Source organism: Pseudomonas sp. D4-21 (genome assembly GCF_051132125.1).
Classification (GTDB): Bacteria; Pseudomonadota; Gammaproteobacteria; order Pseudomonadales; family Pseudomonadaceae; genus Aquipseudomonas.
The window spans coordinates 1,904,729-1,921,575 of sequence record NZ_CP071664.1 but is presented as its reverse complement, the minus strand read 5'-3'; the positions used below and the strand labels follow the sequence as shown (position 1 = coordinate 1,921,575).

The 16,847-nt window shown below is 62.4% G+C and carries 16 protein-coding genes; 8 read left to right on the top strand and 8 right to left on the bottom strand.

Going from position 1 to position 16,847, the window contains the following annotated elements; translation table 11 throughout:
* The first annotated feature begins 49 nt into the window (after positions 1 to 49).
* Complete coding sequence (locus J3Q04_RS08555; protein ID WP_434606899.1) at positions 50 to 232, top strand: hypothetical protein; 183 nt, start codon at positions 50 to 52, stop codon at positions 230 to 232.
* Here J3Q04_RS08555 and J3Q04_RS08550 read toward each other — a convergent pair.
* The 7 genes from J3Q04_RS08550 to J3Q04_RS08520 form a co-directional block, all read right to left on the bottom strand.
* The gene (locus tag J3Q04_RS08550) at positions 229 to 1,290 is read right to left on the bottom strand and encodes an AI-2E family transporter (protein ID WP_420765672.1); all 1,062 of its coding nucleotides are present in this window, start codon (positions 1,288 to 1,290) and stop codon (positions 229 to 231) included. The genes J3Q04_RS08555 and J3Q04_RS08550 overlap by 4 nt on opposite strands.
* 380 nt (positions 1,291 to 1,670) lie before the next feature.
* Positions 1,671 to 3,350, bottom strand: coding sequence for a methyl-accepting chemotaxis protein (locus J3Q04_RS08545; RefSeq protein ID WP_434635516.1), 1,680 nt, complete (start codon positions 3,348 to 3,350; stop codon positions 1,671 to 1,673).
* A 199-nt stretch (positions 3,351 to 3,549) separates the two neighbouring features.
* Positions 3,550 to 4,866, bottom strand: coding sequence for a Na+/H+ antiporter family protein (locus J3Q04_RS08540; protein ID WP_434611638.1), 1,317 nt, complete (start codon positions 4,864 to 4,866; stop codon positions 3,550 to 3,552).
* Positions 4,867 to 5,100: 234 nt separating this feature from the next.
* Positions 5,101 to 6,414 (bottom strand): ATP-binding protein, encoded by a 1,314-nt coding sequence (locus J3Q04_RS08535; RefSeq protein ID WP_434606901.1) that lies wholly within the window; start codon positions 6,412 to 6,414, stop codon positions 5,101 to 5,103.
* Positions 6,411 to 7,079, bottom strand: a complete 669-nt coding sequence (locus J3Q04_RS08530; RefSeq protein ID WP_420765670.1) for a response regulator transcription factor — start codon at positions 7,077 to 7,079, stop codon at positions 6,411 to 6,413. The genes J3Q04_RS08535 and J3Q04_RS08530 overlap by 4 nt, the downstream gene beginning before the upstream one ends.
* Complete coding sequence (locus tag J3Q04_RS08525; RefSeq protein WP_420765669.1) at positions 7,079 to 7,390, bottom strand: PepSY domain-containing protein; 312 nt, start codon at positions 7,388 to 7,390, stop codon at positions 7,079 to 7,081. Before J3Q04_RS08525 ends, J3Q04_RS08530 begins: the two co-directional genes overlap by 1 nt.
* Positions 7,390 to 7,698, bottom strand: coding sequence for a PepSY domain-containing protein (locus tag J3Q04_RS08520; RefSeq protein WP_434559833.1), 309 nt, complete (start codon positions 7,696 to 7,698; stop codon positions 7,390 to 7,392). Before J3Q04_RS08520 ends, J3Q04_RS08525 begins: the two co-directional genes overlap by 1 nt.
* Positions 7,699 to 7,923: 225 nt before the next feature.
* On the opposite strand from J3Q04_RS08520, the gene J3Q04_RS08515 reads away from it, so the two are divergent.
* From J3Q04_RS08515 to codA, 5 genes are all read left to right on the top strand, one after another.
* Entirely contained in the window at positions 7,924 to 9,003 is a 1,080-nt protein-coding gene (locus J3Q04_RS08515; protein WP_420765667.1) for a patatin-like phospholipase family protein, read from the top strand.
* A gap of 83 nt (positions 9,004 to 9,086) precedes the next feature.
* Positions 9,087 to 9,443, top strand: a complete 357-nt coding sequence (gene queD, locus J3Q04_RS08510) for a 6-carboxytetrahydropterin synthase QueD (RefSeq protein WP_025212792.1) — start codon at positions 9,087 to 9,089, stop codon at positions 9,441 to 9,443.
* A 77-nt stretch (positions 9,444 to 9,520) separates the two neighbouring features.
* Positions 9,521 to 10,351: an alpha/beta fold hydrolase gene (locus tag J3Q04_RS08505; RefSeq protein ID WP_434606906.1), complete on the top strand. Its 831-nt coding sequence runs from the start codon at positions 9,521 to 9,523 to the stop codon at positions 10,349 to 10,351.
* Positions 10,352 to 10,547: 196 nt separating this feature from the next.
* Positions 10,548 to 11,819, top strand: a complete 1,272-nt coding sequence (codB, locus tag J3Q04_RS08500; protein WP_434606909.1) for a cytosine permease — start codon at positions 10,548 to 10,550, stop codon at positions 11,817 to 11,819.
* A gap of 12 nt (positions 11,820 to 11,831) precedes the next feature.
* The gene (gene codA / locus J3Q04_RS08495; protein ID WP_434606911.1) at positions 11,832 to 13,073 is read left to right on the top strand and encodes a cytosine deaminase; all 1,242 of its coding nucleotides are present in this window, start codon (positions 11,832 to 11,834) and stop codon (positions 13,071 to 13,073) included.
* A 551-nt stretch (positions 13,074 to 13,624) separates the two neighbouring features.
* On the opposite strand, the gene J3Q04_RS08490 is transcribed toward codA, so the two are convergent.
* Positions 13,625 to 14,644 (bottom strand): diaminopimelate epimerase, encoded by a 1,020-nt coding sequence (locus J3Q04_RS08490; RefSeq protein ID WP_434606914.1) that lies wholly within the window; start codon positions 14,642 to 14,644, stop codon positions 13,625 to 13,627.
* A 255-nt stretch (positions 14,645 to 14,899) separates the two neighbouring features.
* On the opposite strand from J3Q04_RS08490, the gene J3Q04_RS08485 reads away from it, so the two are divergent.
* Both J3Q04_RS08485 and J3Q04_RS08480 read left to right on the top strand, forming a co-directional pair.
* Positions 14,900 to 15,556, top strand: coding sequence for a carboxymuconolactone decarboxylase family protein (locus J3Q04_RS08485; protein ID WP_434606916.1), 657 nt, complete (start codon positions 14,900 to 14,902; stop codon positions 15,554 to 15,556).
* Between the two features lie 129 nt (positions 15,557 to 15,685).
* Positions 15,686 to 16,837 (top strand): MFS transporter, encoded by a 1,152-nt coding sequence (locus J3Q04_RS08480; protein ID WP_434606918.1) that lies wholly within the window; start codon positions 15,686 to 15,688, stop codon positions 16,835 to 16,837.
* The last annotated feature ends 10 nt before the right edge of the window (positions 16,838 to 16,847 follow it).

The window sequence follows — 16,847 nt, the reverse complement described above, 5'->3', positions numbered from 1 at the left end:
CATCCTTCATGAGACGTAAGGTAGCCCCATCGATTGATGGAGGTTTCCCATGCCCAAGGTTCAAATCATGTCTGTCATTGGCAGCGCCGTCCCCGCCCCGCTCAGGGAACGAGGCCTGCTGGCTTGCTGGTATCTGGTGCAGGACGGCGTGACCATCAGCGGTCCGCTGACTTCACTGCCCGCTGCCCAGGCCATGTCGCAACGCATCGGTCCCTATCTGCTGCGCGCCTAAGGCAATTGCACCCGAGGCGTATTTTCGACGAACAACGCCCAGCACGACAGGAACAGTGCCGCGATCAACGGGCCGATGACGAAGCCGTTCAGGCCAAACACCGCCAGCCCGCCCAGTGTCGAGACCAGGACCATGTAGTCGGGCATCTTGGTGTCCTTGCCCACCAGGATCGGTCGCAGGAAGTTATCCACCAGGCCGATCACGAATACACCGAACAGGGTCAGCACGACGCCCTGCCAGATCGCCCCCGACAGCAGGAAATACACCGCCACCGGCGCCCAGACGATGCCCGCTCCCACGGCTGGCAGCAGCGACAGGAACGCCATCAGCACCGCCCAGGGCAGCACTGTCGGAATGCCAAGCACCCAAAAGATCAAGCCGCCCAGTGCGCCCTGGGTAATCGCTACCAACAGGTTGCCTTTCACCGTCGCCCGCACCACCCGGTTGAATTTCAACTGCAGGCGGCGCTTCTGGTGCTCCGCCAATGGCACGGCAAAGCGAACCTTGCGCACCAGTTCCGGACCGTCGCGCAGGAAAAAGAACAGCAGGTAGAGCATCACGAAAAAGCTCACCAGGAATTGGAACGTCCCCTGGCCGAAACTGAACGCCTGGGTGGCGAAGAATTCGCTGCCCTGCATCGCGCTCTTGACGATCTTGTCCCGCAACCCGCTCAGGTTGCCCAGGCCAAAACGGTCCAGCAGGTGCTGGAAGTACGGGGGCAATGCTTCCTTGAAGCGGGCCAGGTAATCGGCAACGTCCAGCTCGCCACTTTCCAGGCTCTTGTAGAGTGCCGCGCCTTCCTGGACCAGCAAGGTGCTGATGACGATGACCGGCAAGACAGCGATCAGCATGCAACTGGTCAGGGTCAGCAGCGTCGTGAGGTTGCGCGGCCAGTTGAGTTTCAATTGCAGCCGCCGCTGCAGCGGCGCGAAGACGATGCCCAGGATGACGGCCCAGAACACCGCTCCGTAGAACGGCAGCAGGATCCAGACGAAGGCGATGCTGACCAGGATCAGCAGCAACATCTGCGATTTGTTTTGGAGGTTCTTGCGGTTCATTTGCTTTCCATGTCCTTGGCAGATACACATTAGTCCGCCAGGACTCGCCGGAGTGCCGTCGCGTCTGCTGCGCGCCATGAACACAAACCAATACCGCCTGGCCGGACGTGGCCTACCCCGCCGCTTTTCGACCCGACATTGCGGTGGATGTGCCGTTCGGCGTGTTGATACAGGGTGCGCGAGCCATAGCCCAGGCACTGATCCGGCAATGCAGGCGGCGAAGAACAACTGTGGGAGCGCGCTTGCTCGCTCCCACAGGATGACCGACAGAAACTGCCGAAGGCTGCGATCCTCCGCTTCCGATAGGGCCTGGCAAGCCAGGCGGCACATCTGGATCGAAAGCGAAAGATCGCAGCCTTCGGCAGCTCCTGCTGCCCGAATCAGATCCGGAACTGCCCCACCAGCTTGCCCAGGCGCTGGCCCAGGTCGGCCAGGCTGCGGGAGGTCTGGGCGCCGAGTTGGGTTTCGTCGGCAACGCTGTCCACGGCCACGGCGATCTGGTGAACGCTGCGGTTGATTTCTTCGGCTACCGCGGTCTGTTCTTCGGCGGCACTGGCGATCTGGGCGTTCATCGAGTTGATGGTGCCGATCAGCTGCGCCATGGTGTCCAGTGAAGCGCCGGCCTCATTGGCCCGTTCCGACGTGCCGTCGCCGGCCTCACTGGAACGGCGCATCGCTTCCACCGCCGCATGGGTGCCGGACTGCAACCGGTCGATCATCCCTTGAATTTCCTGGGTGCTTTGCTGGGTCCGGCTGGCCAGGGCACGGACTTCATCGGCGACCACCGCGAAACCGCGTCCCGCTTCGCCGGCCCGCGCGGCCTCGATGGCGGCGTTAAGGGCCAGCAGGTTTGTCTGCTCGGCGATCGAACGAATCACTCCCAGGACACTGACGATCGAGGCCACGTCCTGTTGCAGACTGTCCAAGGACACGCCGCTGCTGCGGATATCGTTCACCAACGCATGGATCTGCTGGATACTGCCGGCCACCACGCGCTTGGCCGACTGGCCTTCTTCGTCGGTCTGCTGGGCCGCGACGGCGGCGCCCTGGGCACTGCGGGCGACTTCCTGGGCGGCGGAGGACATCTCGTTGATCGCGGTGGCGACCTGGTCGGTTTCGTGGCGCTGGCGTTCCATGGCCTGCTCTGAACGCTGGGCTTGCTCGGAGACTTGCGTCACCAGCCCGGTCAGCTGCGAGGTCATGTCGGTGATCTGCCGCACCAGGCCGTGGATCTTGTCGACGAAACGGTTGAACGAACCGGCCAGTTGGCCCAGTTCATCCTGGCTGGTAATCGCCAGGCGCCGGGTCAGGTCGCCTTCTCCCGCCGCGATGTCGTCGAGGTTGTCCTTCATCAGGTGCAACGGACGCAGGATGGTGTTGGCGAGCACCAGGCCCACCACCGCGATCACCAGCAACACCACGGCGGCAATCCCGACGATGCTGAGGATCACGCCTTGCAGCCGATCGTGGACCTTGGCTTCCACCAACGCCACCTGACCTTCGATGCCATCCAGATTCACCGAGCTGCCCACCGCCAGGTCCCACTTGGACAAGTATTCGGTGTAGCCGAGCTTCGGCACCAGGTCTTTGCTGCCCGGCAGCGGCGAGCTGTATTCGAGGTAATGCGTGCCGTCCTTGGCGACTTTCACCAGGTCACGGTTGACGTAGACACCGTTCGGATCGCGGTTGTCCTTGAAACTCTTGCCCACACCATCAGGGCTGTTGGCCTTGAACAGACGAATAGTCTCGGAGTCGTAGCCGAAGAAATAGCCGTCCTTGCCGTAGCTGATATTGGACAGCAACTTGATCGCCTGGGCACGCGCCTCGTTATCGCCGGGCGCGGCGGCATCGTAGAGCGGCTTGATGGCCGTCAGCCCGACCGCGACATAATTCTGTAGGGTGGCCTTGGCCTCGCTGAGCAGGCGCTCGCGGGTTTGCTGGACTTCTTTGCTGGCCTGTTCCTTCAAGATGAACGCAGTGGTCAGGCTGATGATCACGGCGGACAGCAATACCGGCAGTATTGCCAGGGACAGGACTTTAGCCTTCAAGCTCAGGCGCATGCTGTTCACTCTTGTAGGTTTTATGGTGTGGTTAGCTGGGTTAACGGCAGCCCACGGCAAAACTGTAGGACAAGGTGAACAGTCAGTTGGCAGGGTCGCTGAATTCAAGGGCCCCATCGCGAGCAAGCTCGCTTCCACAGGAAAATGCGATCCATTGTGGGAGCGAGCCTGCTCGCGATGAAGGCAACGCGGTCTTGGCCTACAACACCATCGCCGCCACCCAACCAAACACCAGCAACGGCAGGTTGTAATGGATGAAGGTCGGAACCACGGTGTCCCAGATGTGGTGATGCTGGCCGTCGATGTTCAGGCCGGAGGTCGGGCCCAGCGTCGAGTCCGAGGCAGGCGAGCCGGCATCGCCCAAGGCGCCGGCGGTGCCGACGATGCAGACGATCGCCAGCGGGCTGAAACCCAGTTGCAGGCACAGCGGCACAAAGATAGTCGCCAGGATCGGCACCGTGGAGAACGACGAGCCGATGCCCATGGTCACCAACAATCCCACCAGCAACATCAGCAATGCGCCGACGCCCTTGTTGTGGCCGATCCAGGCCGCCGAGGTTTCAACCAGGCTCTGGACTTCACCGGTGGCCTTCATCACCTCGGCGAACCCCGACGCGGCGATCATTATGAAGCCGATCATCGCCATCATCTTCATGCCTTCGGTGAACAGGTCATCGGTCTCGCGCCAACGCACCACACCCGAGACAGAAAAGATCAGGAAGCCGGCCAGGGCGCCGATGATCATCGAGTCGAGCAGCAGCTGGATGGCAAAGGCCGCCGCGATCGCCAACCCCGCCACCCACAGGCTGAGCGGGTTATAGCGCACCGCCACCTGCTCGGCGCGAGCGATTTTCTTCAGGTCATAGACGCGTTTCTTGCGATAGGTGATAAACGACAGCGCCAGGCCAAACACCATGCCCAGCGCCGGGATGCCCATGGCGTGGGTGATGTTGATGCCGCTGACGTCCACGCCACTTCTCGCGACGTTGGCCAACAGGATCTCGTTAAGGAAAATATTGCCGAAGCCCACCGGCAGGAACATATAGGGCGTGATCAGGCCGAAGGTCATGACGCAGGCGATCAACCGGCGGTCCATCTGCAACTTGGTCAGTACATATAAAAGTGGCGGCACCAGCAGCGGGATGAAGGCGATGTGGATCGGCAGGATATTCTGTGAAGCGACCGCGACGGTACCCAGCAGGCCGATCAGCACCCACTTGACGCCCGTGCCGCCGGCGGCGTCCTGGCGGTCGACCATGGCCAGGGCTTTGTCGGCCAAGGCGTGAGCCATGCCGGACTTGGCGATCGCCACGGCGAAAGCACCCAGCAATGCGTAGGACAACGCCACCGTAGCGCCGCCGCCCAGGCCTGCATTGAACGCCTTGAGCGTCGCCTCGATCCCCAGGCCGCCCGTCAGGCCGCCCACCAATGCGCCGACGATCAGCGCGATCACCACATGCACGCGGGACAGGCTGAGCACCAGCATGACGCCAACCGCCGCAATTACTGCATTTATCATCGTTACCTCAAAGCACAGCGATGGAAAGCCACCGGACAAAAAGGTCGCGACTTTGCAGGAAGCGGCGGCAAGCTGCAAGGGTCATGCGGCGGGTTTCGCATTCACTGCCGATCCAGTGTGGGAGCGAGCTTGCTCGCGATGGCGGTGGGTCAGTTGATATTCATTTGGCTGAACTGACGCTATCGCGAGCAAGCTCGCTCCCCCAGGGCTCAGCGGCACCATTAGCGTGTTTCAGCGCTTGGGCAAGTCGATCACGACCTTCAAGCCGCCCCACTCGCTGTCACCCAGCGCCAGCGTCCCGCCCCAGGTGTCGACGATGTCGCGCACGATGCCCAGCCCCAGGCCGTGGCCGTCGGTTTGCTCATCCAACCGCGTGCCTCGGCTGAATACCTGGTCGCGGCGCTCCGCGGGGATGCCCGGCCCATCGTCTTCCACCACCATGCTGAAGCCCTCGACCGTCTCGCTCACGCTCAGGCGCACTTCGGCGTCGGCCCATTTGCACGCGTTGTCCAGCAGGTTGCCCAGCAGTTCCAGCAGGTCTTCACGATCCCAAGGCAGGTGCAAGCCGGGCGGCCCGACGTAGGCCAGATGCAGATGCTCGCCATGGATCATGTTCAGCGTCGCCAGCAATCCCGGCAGTTCGGCGTCGCAGTCCAGGTGCGCCCCGGGCAACGCATCACCGGACAACCGGGCGCGATTGAGTTCGCGGTTCAAGCGCTGGCGAACCTGCTCCAGTTGTTCGAGCAGCAACTTGCGCAGTTCCGGATAAGGGTCGAGCTTTTCGTTCGACGCCAGGCTTTGCAGCACCGCCAGCGGGGTCTTCAAGGCATGGCCCAGGTTGCCCAGGGCGTTGCGTGAGCGCTTGAGGCTGTCTTCGGTGTGGGCCAGCAGATGGTTGATCTGCGCCACCAGTGGCTCCAGCTCCCTGGGCACTTGCTCATCGAGCTGCGAGCGCTGCCCGCGCTGCAACTGGGCAATCTGCTCCCGAGCCTTTTCCAACGGACGCAACGCGCGATGTACCGTGAGGCGCTGGAGTAACAGGATCAGCAGCAACCCGGCCAGGCCGAGCCCCAAGCCGACCTGCTGCATCCTCAGGAAGCTGTCCCGCACGGGCGTGTAGTCCTGGGCCACGCTGATGGAAATTGCCTGGCCCAAGCGCCGATAGTCGGTGCGCAGTACCAGCAGCCTCTGGCCTTCGGGGCCCAGTTGCAGATTGCTGTGCAGGCCCGGATGGTCGAGCCGGGGCAGTTCCTGGTCCCACAGGGAGCGGGAGCGCCAATGCTCGTTGGCGAAATCGATGCGGAAATAGTGCCCGGAAAACGGCCGCAGATACGCCGGTGACAAGCGCCGCTCGTCCAACTGCAAACCTTGCGGGCCACGGACCAAAGCCACCAACAGGTTCTCGCTGTCGTTACGCAGCCCCGCTTCCAGATAACGCTGCAAGCCCAGTTCGAACAGCCACAGGCTGGTCTGCGCCAGGACGAGGCCGACCACGACCATCACACCGATCAGCCCAAGGCTCAGGCGCCGTTGGATGGATCTCACTGCGTCTGCCCGCCGAACAGGTATCCCTGGCCGCGACGGGTTTCGATCACGTTGCGCCCCAGCTTGCGCCGCAAGTGGTTGACATGGACTTCCAGCACATTGGAATCGCGCTCGGTTTCTCCGTCATACAGGTGCTCGGCGAGATGACTCTTGGAGAGGATTTGCTCGGGGTGCAACATGAAATAGCGCAACAAGCGGAACTCGGCGGCGGTCAGCTGGATCTCCGCTCCGTCACGAATCACGCACTGGCGCCCTTCATCCAGGTGCAACCCGGCCGCCTGGAGCGTCGGTTGATTGGCCTGGCCGTGGGAACGACGCAGCAGCGCCTGGATGCGCAAGTGCAGTTCTTCGGGGTGAAAGGGCTTGGTCAGGTAATCATCGGCCCCGGCCTTGAGCCCTTCGATGCGCTCGGCCCAGGAGCCGCGGGCGGTGAGGATCAACACCGGCGTGGCCAGGCCACCGGCTCGCCATTGCGTCAGCACCTCAAGCCCAGGAACGCCCGGCAGGCCCAGGTCCAGAATGATCAGGTCGTAGGGCTCGCTGCTGCCCTGGTAGATCGCATCACGACCATCGGCCAGCCAATCCACCGCATAACCCTGCCGCGCAAGCCCGGCCATCAGCTCATCGGCCAGGGGAACGTGGTCTTCCACCAGGAGCAGGCGCATCAGTCTTCCTTATCTTTGAGTAAACGGCCGGTAGCGGCCTCCAGGTCCAGTTCGCGCACTACGCCGTCGGTATCCAGCAGCTCGACCTCATAAATATAGACGCCGTGCTTTTCCTCCAGCTCGGCCTCCAGCAACTTGGCGCCAGGATGGCGGTCCAGCGCTTGTTGGAGCAATTGCTCCAGCGGCAGGATCACGCCCTGTTGGCGCAGTTGCAGGGCCTCGTCCTGGTCCAGGTCCCGGGCCATGGCGAGTGAACAGAACGCCAGCAGCGCCAGCGCCCAGCGGCTGCGGGCGCGTAAACTAAGCTTCATTACGTATCCTGATGATTCTTGAGCACCTTGCCGCTGACGGCGTCGAGTTCCAGTTCCCATTCGATGCCATCCGCATCGCGCAGGTCCACCTTGTAACGGTACTTGCCGTATTCATCTTCCAGCTCTGAATCAATCACGGTGCCGTCAGGGTGTTCGGCCAGGGCCGCTTCGTTGAGCTTGTCAAAAGGCAGGATGGTACCAGCGTCCACCAGCTTTTTGATCTCATGGCGATGGAGATCTCGTGCTTGAGCCAGGCCAGCGCCAAAGGCCATGAGCGTCACGAGAATAAAGGCAGTCAGGCGGTTCACGGATTATCTCCTTCTTATAATCTTCACCGGGAAACTTTATCGGGATGAACTTAACTGAAACTGAATTGCCATCATTGGACACACATCAATTGAGAGCGAGCTTGCTGGCAACAGCGGTTTTTGCGTTGCCATCGATGCAACTGGGCTGACGCTATCGTGAGCAAGCTCGTTCCTACGGGGTTTTGTGTCGTTATAATTCATCGCTTGCCAGTATCAGAGATCGGTATGACCGCCATCCATATCAAATTCCCAGCCCTCACCGTCAAGGCCGGCTCCCGCGCCTTCAAGCGTATCCGCGAGGCGGGCCTCAAGGCCGCCGATGTTGGCATCCTGCCGGGTGCCGCCGGTGGCCCGAAAGCCTTGGGCATCCAGGGATTGGACCTGGCCCTGTTCGGCGAATGGCTCCCCGCCGCGCCGCGAGAGCGGTCGCTGATCGGGGCTTCGGTTGGCTCCTGGCGCTTTGCCAGCGCCTGTCTGCCGAACGCCGCCGAGGGTATCCGGCGCCTGGGCACTTTGTATAACGAACAGAGCTTCGCCAAAGGCGTGACCATGGCCGGCGTCAGCCAAAGCTCCCAGCGCATGCTCGACGACCTGCTGGAAGGCCGGGACCTGACGATCCTCGACAACCCGCTCTACCGGCTCAATATCATGGTGGTCAAGAGCCACGGCTTGCTGGCACTGGACCACCGTGGCCGGCTGGGCCTGGGCTTGTCATCGGTGATTGCCGACAACTTGCGAGGCCGCGCACGCTTGTCGCGGCATTTTGAGCGGCTGATCGTACACGATCCTCGGTTGGCGCCTCCGCTGAATCCGCTGACAGACTTCCCGTCGCGCTTCGTGCCGCTGGCCGCCGATAACCTGCGCCAGGCGTTGCTGGCGTCGGGCTCGATCCCGATGGTAATGGAAGGCGTGCGCGACCTCCCCGGCGCCGGCGCCGGCACCTACCGCGACGGCGGTCTGCTGGACTATCACCTCGACCTGCCCTACAGCGGCGACGACATAGTCCTTTATCCACACTTCACCGATCGGGTCATTCCCGGCTGGTTCGACAAGGGCCTGCCATGGCGCAGGGGCAACGCCGAACGCCTCCAGAACGTGCTGTTGCTCGCGCCATCGCGCGAATACCTGGCTCGCCTGCCCTACGGCAAACTGCCGGATCGCAACGACTTCAAGCGCTTCATGGGCGATGACCCGAGCCGCCGTAAATACTGGCGCACGGCGATGGACGAAAGCCGCCGGCTCGGCGATGAGTTCCTTGAACTGACGGCCAACGGTGGATGGGGCGAGCGTTTGCTGACCCTTTAGTCAGCATGCTCGCGCATCACACGGATCAACCTGATAAACTCCGCCGCCTGCCTCGCGACCGCTACCTTAAAGAGCCTGAACCTGTGGAAATCTTCAAAGAATTCACCTTCGAATCCGCCCACCGCCTGCCCCACGTACCCGAAGGCCACAAGTGCGGCCGTCTTCACGGTCACTCGTTCAAGGTGGCTATCCACCTCAGCGGTGACATCGACCCGCACACTGGATGGATTCGCGACTTCTCGGAAATCAAGGCGATCTTCAAGCCGCTCTACGAGCGCCTGGACCACAACTACCTCAACGACATTCCTGGCCTGGAAAACCCGACCAGCGAAGTCCTGGCCAAGTGGATCTGGAATGAGTTGAAGCCGCTGCTGCCGGAACTCAGCGCCATTCGCATCCACGAGACCTGCACCAGCGGCTGCATCTATCACGGGGAGTAACCAAACCTGCTGTGGCGAGGGAGCTGCAGCTTTTGTGTCTATGCTCTCTGGCTTAAACATGCCGAGAGGATACGATCATGACTCACTGGCCGCTGGATCAGGTCTACCAGTTCAACGGACACCCCGTCCGCTACGCCATCCACGGCGACGGCCCGCCGCTGGTGTTTGTCCACGGCACGCCCTTTTCTTCCCATGTGTGGCACCGCATCGCCCCGCTCTTCTTCGCCACGCACAAAGTGCATTACTTCGACCTGCTGGGTTATGGCCAATCTGCGCAACCGGACGCCGACGTGTCCCTGGGCGTGCAGAACACACTGCTTGCCCAATTGCTGGAACACTGGAACCTGGAGCGTCCAGACGTAGTGGCCCATGACTTTGGCGGCGCCACCGCGCTGCGTACACATCTGCTCGATGGCAAGGATTACCGAAGCCTGACCCTGATCGACCCGGTGGCCCTGTCGCCCTGGGGTTCGCCTTTCGTCCAGCATGTGCGCCAGCATGAAGCGGCGTTCAGCGGCCTGCCCGATTACATCCAGCGCGCCATCGTGCCGACCTATGTCCGCGGCGCGATGAAACGAGACATCTCCGACGCAGAACTGGCGCCCTACGTGAAGCCGTGGCTTGGCGATCCGGGCCAGGCGGCCTTCTACCGGCAGATTGCGCAGATGGACGAGCGCTACACCCGTGAGGTCGAAGGGCTGTACCCCAGCGTACGCTGCCCGACCCAGATATTGTGGGGTGAAGATGACCAGTGGATCCCCATCGAGCGTGGCCGCGCGCTGCACAAGATGATTCCGGGGGCGCTGTTTCAGGCCGTGCCGAACGCTGGACATCTGGTTCAGGAGGATGCGCCGGAAGCCATCGTCGCGGCGGTGTTGCGGTTCTTAAGGCCGCTTTCCCCTACCTGAAATCTTTACGGTGTGGGAGCGAGCAAGCTCGCTCCCACACGGCCCCTCCGTGTTCCAACGTGAACCATCCCTGCACCACTTTTGTTCCTCGAAACCCACCCAACCCAACGGGATTGTCTATAAATAACCGGCGATCGCTCGCTTGGCACGGCCGCTGCACGCTTGCGCTTTTTCTCTCTCCGCAAGGACCCGCCACATGACCCAGAACGATCCCGGTAATGACTACCCCTTGAGTGAAGTCCCGTTGAGCGCACGCAAGGGCCTGGCTTCCACGGCCATGGTGCTGCTGGGCTTTACGTTTTTCACCGCCACCATGTTTGCCGGTGGCAAGCTGGGCGTGGCGTTCGGTTTCGCGGACATGCTCGGCGTCATCGTCATCGGCAATCTGTTGCTGGGCCTTTATGCCGCGGGCCTGGGTTACATCGCGTTCAAGAGCGGGCTCAATTCAGTGTTGATGGGCCGCCTCTGTTTTGGCGAAGTAGGCAGCAAGCTCAGCGATCTGATCCTGGGCTTTACCCAGATCGGTTGGTACGCCTGGGGCACGGCCACCGCTGCGGTGGTGCTGGGCAAGTACTTCGAGTTGGGCCAGGGCACGGTGCTGGGGCTGATGGTGCTGTTCGGCCTGGGATTCTGCGCCACGGCTTATATCGGCTATCGCGGGCTGGAGATCCTGTCGTACATCGCCGTACCGGCCATGCTGTTGTTGCTGATGCTCTCGATGTGGGTCGCGACGCAGAAGGTCGGCGGCCTCGATGGCCTGCTGGCGGTTGTGCCAACGGGTAATCTGGATTGGTCTACGGCAATCACCCTGGTTTTCGGCACGTTCGTCAGCGGCGCCACGCAGGCGACCAACTGGACACGTTTTTCCCGCTCGGCGAAGGTCGCGGTGCTGGCGAGCCTGATCGGCTTTTTCCTGGGCAATGGCCTGATGGTGTTGATCGGCGCATACGGTGCCATCGTCTACCAGCAGCCCGACGTCGTCGAAGTCCTGTTGTTGCAGGGCTTCGCCATGGCCGCGATGGCAATGCTGCTGCTCAATATCTGGAGCACCCAGGACAACACCATCTACAACTTCGCCGTGGCCGGTTGCAACCTGCTGCGCACTCGCCGACGCAGGGCGGTCACGCTGGTCGGCGCCGCGATCGGCACCCTGTTGGCGTTGCTGGGCATGTACGATTTGCTGGTGCCTTACCTGATCCTGCTCGGCACCGTGATTCCACCGATTGGCGGGGTCATCATGGCCGACTTCTTCTTCCGCTGGCGTGGGCGCTATCCTCGCTTGGCGCAGGCGCAACTGCCTGCGTTCAATTGGCCTGGGCTGGGTGCCTATGCCGTCGGCACCGTTGCGGCGTTCAATTCGCCATGGATCGCACCGCTGGTAGGAATCGCCACCGGCGCGCTAACGTATGTGCTATTGATCGGCGTAACAGGCACTCGCACCGCTGACGCGCCCCTACAAGACCTCTAAAGGATTCGCCTGATGCACATCATCAACGCCCGCCTGCGCAACCGCGAAGGCTTGCATGAATTGCACCTGGAAAACGGCCTGATCGCCAGCATCGCCCGCCAGACCGAAGCCCCCAGCCTGGGGCCCGAAGACATTGATGCCGGAGGCAACCTGGTGGTGCCGCCTTTCGTCGAGCCGCACATACACCTGGACGCCACACTGACCGCCGGTGAACCGCGCTGGAACATGAGCGGCACGCTGTTCGAGGGCATCGAATGCTGGGGCGAACGCAAGGCCACCATCACCCAAGAAGACACCAAGACCCGCGCCAAGAAGACTCTCCAGGCCCTGGCCGCCCATGGCATCCAACACGTGCGCACCCACGTCGACGTGACCGATCCGGCGCTCACGGCGCTCAAGGCAATGCTCGAAGTGCGCGAGGAAAGCCGCCATCTGGTCGACATGCAAATCGTCGCGTTCCCCCAGGAGGGCATCGAGTCCTACCGCAACGGCCGCGAGCTGATGGAAGAAGCGATCCGCATGGGCGCCGACGTGGTGGGGGGCATTCCGCATTTCGAATACACCCGCGACCAGGGTGTCAGTTCGGTGAAGTTCCTGATGGACCTGGCCGAGCGCACCGGCTGCCTGGTGGACGTGCATTGTGATGAAACCGACGACCCACACTCGCGCTTCCTCGAAGTGCTCGCCGAAGAAGCGCGCAGTCGCGACATGGGCGCGCGGGTGACCGCCAGCCATACCACGGCGATGGGCTCCTACGACAACGCCTACTGCGCCAAGCTGTTCCGCCTGCTCGGCCACTCTGGAATCAGCTTCGTATCGTGCCCGACCGAAAGCATCCATTTGCAAGGACGCTTCGACAACTTCCCCAAGCGTCGCGGCGTCACCCGGGTCAATGAACTGCTCGAAGCCGGAATGAATGTGTGTTTCGGCCAGGATTCGATCGTCGATCCATGGTACCCGCTGGGCAATGGCAACATCTTGCGCGTGCTCGAAGCCGGGCTACACATCTGCCATATGCTCGGCTATCGCAACCTGCAAAGCGCCCTGGACCTGGTCACCGACAACAGTGCCAAGGCCATGGCCCTGGGCGAGCGCTACGGGCTGGAGCCTGGGCGTCCGGCGAACCTGCTGGTCCTTTCGGCCGACAGCGACTACGAAGTGATCCGCAGCCAGGGCCTGCCGCTTTACTCGATTCGCAAAGGCGAAGTGCTGATGAAGCGGCAGATGCCGGTGGTAGAGTTCGGGCCGCAGTAGACCTGAAATCCCCTATACCTGTGGAAGCGAGCCTGCTCGCGATAGGGGGCTGTCGGTTGATATCTATGCGGCTGAGCTGACGCCATCGCGAGCAGGCTCGCTCCCACAGGGGATTGGTGTGATACCTGAAATCTGCGCCCGCTGGAGATCTACTGTGGGAGCGAGCTTGCTCGCGATAGGGGGCTGTCGGTTGATATCTATGCGGCTGAGCTGACGCCATCGCGAGCAGGCTCGCTCCCACAGGGGATTGGTGTGATACCTGAAATCTGCGCCCGCTGGAGATCTACTGTGGGAGCGAGCTTGCTCGCGATAGGGGGCTGTCGGTTGATATCTATGCGGCTGAGCTGACGCCATCGCGAGCAGGCTCGTTCCCACAGGGGATTGGTGTGATACCTGAAATCTGCGCCCGCTGGGGATCTACTGTGGAAGCGAGCCTGCTCGCGATTGGGGCCTGTCAGTTGATGTCTATGTGACTGAGCTGACGCCATCGCGAGCAGGCTCGCTCCCACAGTGGATTGGTGTGATACCTGAAATCTGCGCCCGCTGGAGATCTACTGTGGGAGCGAGCTTGCTCGCGAAGACGTCATCGGCCGCGCCGCGCCAAACAACCTGACCCGCACCAGCTCGCCTGCCTCTTCCTCCAGCAGGATCGGCGCCGTACCGCCGGGCATCACCACCCTCACCACCCCCGCCCTCACCCACCCCAACCGCCAGGCGGCACTGGCCACGGCGCTGGCGCTGGTGCCTGATGACGCGGTAGGGCCTTCGCCCCGCTCGAACACCCGCGCCGCGACTTGCCCTTCGCCCGCGCGCCACGCCCATTGCAGATTGATCCCCGCCGGACAAGGATCGCCCGCCCCGCCGGGGGTGGCATAGGCAATGGCGGTCAGGCTCTGCGACAGCATCGGCGCGCGCATCTGTGAAAGACTCGGCAATGCCTCCACGTCATCGACCAACGTCACGCAGTGGGGGTTGCCGATGCGCACGAACTGGCTATTGCCCCACGCCGGATCCAACGCATGAAGCGCAGGCACCCGGCTTGTTTCGCACCGGCCGGACGTTACTTTTTCCACCCCTTGGGCAGCGACGGCGCGGGGTCCGAACAGCGGTTTGCCCAGATCCAGCCAGAACCCTTGCACGCCTTCGAACTCGGCGGCGCGAACCGTCGTTTGCAGCGGTGAGACACCTTCGGGTTTGTCGTGATGGACCCTTAGCAAAAAGTCCATGTCCTCCGGCAGCAGACCTCGCTCTTGCAGGGCCAGGGAAAAAATCGTCAAGCCATTGCCACTGCGCTCGGCCAGCGTTCCATCGGTATTAACGATCAACACATCGAATGGCGGCTCGTCCTGGAACGGGCCAATCAGCAGGCCATCACTGCGATGGGCCTTGGCATCCGGCGGCGCTTCGCCCGGCGCCCATGCGCAAAAAGCCTGCACCGCGGCACAACTCCAGGCTTGGCGCGTTCGCGCTGCCTGGACGGCAGACGGCGGAAGATCGATCCCCTCGGCACGGATTTGCTGCGGGGAAACGACTCCATAAACATTGCCGCGTGCGTCGTAGAACTGTGCCATGCGTCGGTCCGGAATAAGCCTGGGGAAGTCGCTACTCTAGGCCAATCCACCGACCGAGCACACACGGATATAGCATCAATAACTCTGTCATCGGTTCTGCACATCCTCCAGCGCCAATCGGATCTGCCGATGGAAATGCTGCAATGCCGGTTCGGTACACGCAAAACACCGGGGCGTCACCTGTAAGGTCCGACAGGTGCGACTTGGCTGGCTAGCTCGTAACGTAGGCAAGTCACGCCCGGACAAGGACTCATCATGAAAGACAAGCGCACCTCAACGCCCATGGCAGAGCTCTACAGCGAAGGCCGAAAACACTTCATCGAACTGGTACCCGACGGCGGCGCGCGCCTCGACGCGTTGTTCCACGCTGCTCCGGCGCTTGGCGAACTCGCCGTCGGTGTGGTGTACGGTCATTTGCAGAGTCGTCCCGGCCTCGACCCGCGCCTGCGAGAAGGCGCAACGCTGGCCGCCATCGTGGCGGCCGGAATGGTCGGTCCTCCCCTTAGCGTGCATTTGAAAACCGGGCTCGCATCAGGGTTGGCGCCGGGAGAGATGATTGAGCTGGTGGTACAGGCCTCGGCGTTCGCGGGTTTTCCGCGAGCCGTCTCCGCAGCCGATCAGCTCAATCGGTTGTTCGCAGAAGCGGGCCTCGCCTCGCCACCGCCACCCACGCCTCGGGAGGTGACGCTGGACTTTTGCGAGCGGGTGCGCAAGGGCCGTCCGCCCATCCCGGTCCAACCTCAGATCAAGCGGTTGCTGCGCAAAGCCCTACGCTTGTCGGTTCATGGAACGTCGGCCCGGAATGTGGTCGTCGAATGCTTCGATGCAGAATCCGACTTCCCCACCGCCCTGGTGTATTTCGAGGTGGAGGCTGACCATGTGATCAGCCTCAGGTTGTATCACGCGCGATGACTCGCGCGGGTTCCGACAGGACACGTCCAGTGCCTTGGCACGTTGGGGTCGCGGTGCGGTCAGTGGATATGCAAGCATAGGCGCCTCCCTGCCCGCTTGACCGCACCGCACGAACGCCAAGGACGATTCATGACCGCTATCACCCCTCCACCTACCTTTGTTCCAGGGCGCCTGGAGCAGATGTCCACCCGTGTCGCCTACCTCATCGCCGGAATCGGCATCGCCGCGTGGGCACCGCTGGTGCCTTATGCCAAGGTGCGGGCGAACCTCGATGAAGGCACCCTCGGTTTGCTGCTGCTATGCCTTGGAGTCGGATCGATCCTGGCGATGCCGATTTCCGGCGCGCTGGCGACACGGTTCGGTTGCCGTCGAGTACTCAGTGGCGGCACGCTTCTGGTCTGCCTGGCGCTGCCATTGCTGGCGACCATGAGTTCCTTGCCGTGGCTGGTGGCGGCGTTGTTCCTGTTTGGCGCCGGGCTCGGCACCGTGGACTCGACGGTGAACCTGCAAGCGGTCATCGTCGAGCGCGCCAGCGGCAAGACCATGATGTCGGGTTTCCACGGCATGTTCAGCCTCGGCGGGATCATTGGCGCCGCCGGTGTGAGCGCCCTGCTCGGCCTGGGACTTTCGCCGCTGGCGGCGACGCTTGTCGTCAATGGCGTGCTGTTGGTGGCGCTGTTCAAGGCAGCGCCGCACCTGCTGCCCTATGGCAGTGAAAGTGCTGGGCCGGCGTTTGCCATTCCCCACGGCGTGGTGCTGTTTATCGGCATCCTGTGCTTTATCGTGTTCCTGGCCGAAGGCGCGGTGCTGGATTGGAGCGCCGTGTTCCTGACCGCCGAACGCGCAGTGGATACCGCTTATGCCGGGCTGGGTTACGCCGCGTTTGCCTTGACCATGACCATTGGCCGGCTGACGGGCGATTCGGTGGTGCATCGACTGGGGGCCAAGCGGGTGATCATTTACGGCGCAACGATGGCCGCCGCGGGATTTCTGATGGCGACCGTCGCGCCCATGTGGCAAGCCGCGCTGCTGGGTTATGCATTGGTCGGTGCCGGGTGTTCCAACATCGTGCCGGTGCTGTACACCGCCGTTGGCAAACAGACGCTGATGCCCGAAGCCATCGCCGTGCCGGCTATTACCACCATCGGTTATGCCGGCATTCTCGCAGGGCCGGCATTGATCGGCTTCGTCGCCCATGGCAGCAGCCTGGGCATCGCGTTCGGCTTGATTGCGCTATCGCTGGTGGCGGTGGCGTTTAGCGGTAAGGTGTTGAAAGTCTGAAGCCTTGAGA

What these genes read in the sequence shown, in the direction of transcription:
- J3Q04_RS08555 (WP_434606899.1), top strand. Translation starts at nt 50, where the DNA reads ATGCCCAAGGTTCAAATCATGTCTGTCATTGGCAGCGCCGTCCCCGCC.
- J3Q04_RS08550 (WP_420765672.1), bottom strand. Translation starts at nt 1,290, where the DNA reads ATGAACCGCAAGAACCTCCAAAACAAATCGCAGATGTTGCTGCTGATC.
- J3Q04_RS08545 (WP_434635516.1), bottom strand. Translation starts at nt 3,350, where the DNA reads ATGCGCCTGAGCTTGAAGGCTAAAGTCCTGTCCCTGGCAATACTGCCG.
- J3Q04_RS08530 (WP_420765670.1), bottom strand. Translation starts at nt 7,079, where the DNA reads ATGCGCCTGCTCCTGGTGGAAGACCACGTTCCCCTGGCCGATGAGCTG.
- J3Q04_RS08525 (WP_420765669.1), bottom strand. Translation starts at nt 7,390, where the DNA reads ATGAAGCTTAGTTTACGCGCCCGCAGCCGCTGGGCGCTGGCGCTGCTG.
- J3Q04_RS08515 (WP_420765667.1), top strand. Translation starts at nt 7,924, where the DNA reads ATGACCGCCATCCATATCAAATTCCCAGCCCTCACCGTCAAGGCCGGC.
- J3Q04_RS08505 (WP_434606906.1), top strand. Translation starts at nt 9,521, where the DNA reads ATGACTCACTGGCCGCTGGATCAGGTCTACCAGTTCAACGGACACCCC.
- codB (WP_434606909.1), top strand. Translation starts at nt 10,548, where the DNA reads ATGACCCAGAACGATCCCGGTAATGACTACCCCTTGAGTGAAGTCCCG.
- codA (WP_434606911.1), top strand. Translation starts at nt 11,832, where the DNA reads ATGCACATCATCAACGCCCGCCTGCGCAACCGCGAAGGCTTGCATGAA.
- J3Q04_RS08490 (WP_434606914.1), bottom strand. Translation starts at nt 14,644, where the DNA reads ATGGCACAGTTCTACGACGCACGCGGCAATGTTTATGGAGTCGTTTCC.
- J3Q04_RS08485 (WP_434606916.1), top strand. Translation starts at nt 14,900, where the DNA reads ATGAAAGACAAGCGCACCTCAACGCCCATGGCAGAGCTCTACAGCGAA.
- J3Q04_RS08480 (WP_434606918.1), top strand. Translation starts at nt 15,686, where the DNA reads ATGACCGCTATCACCCCTCCACCTACCTTTGTTCCAGGGCGCCTGGAG.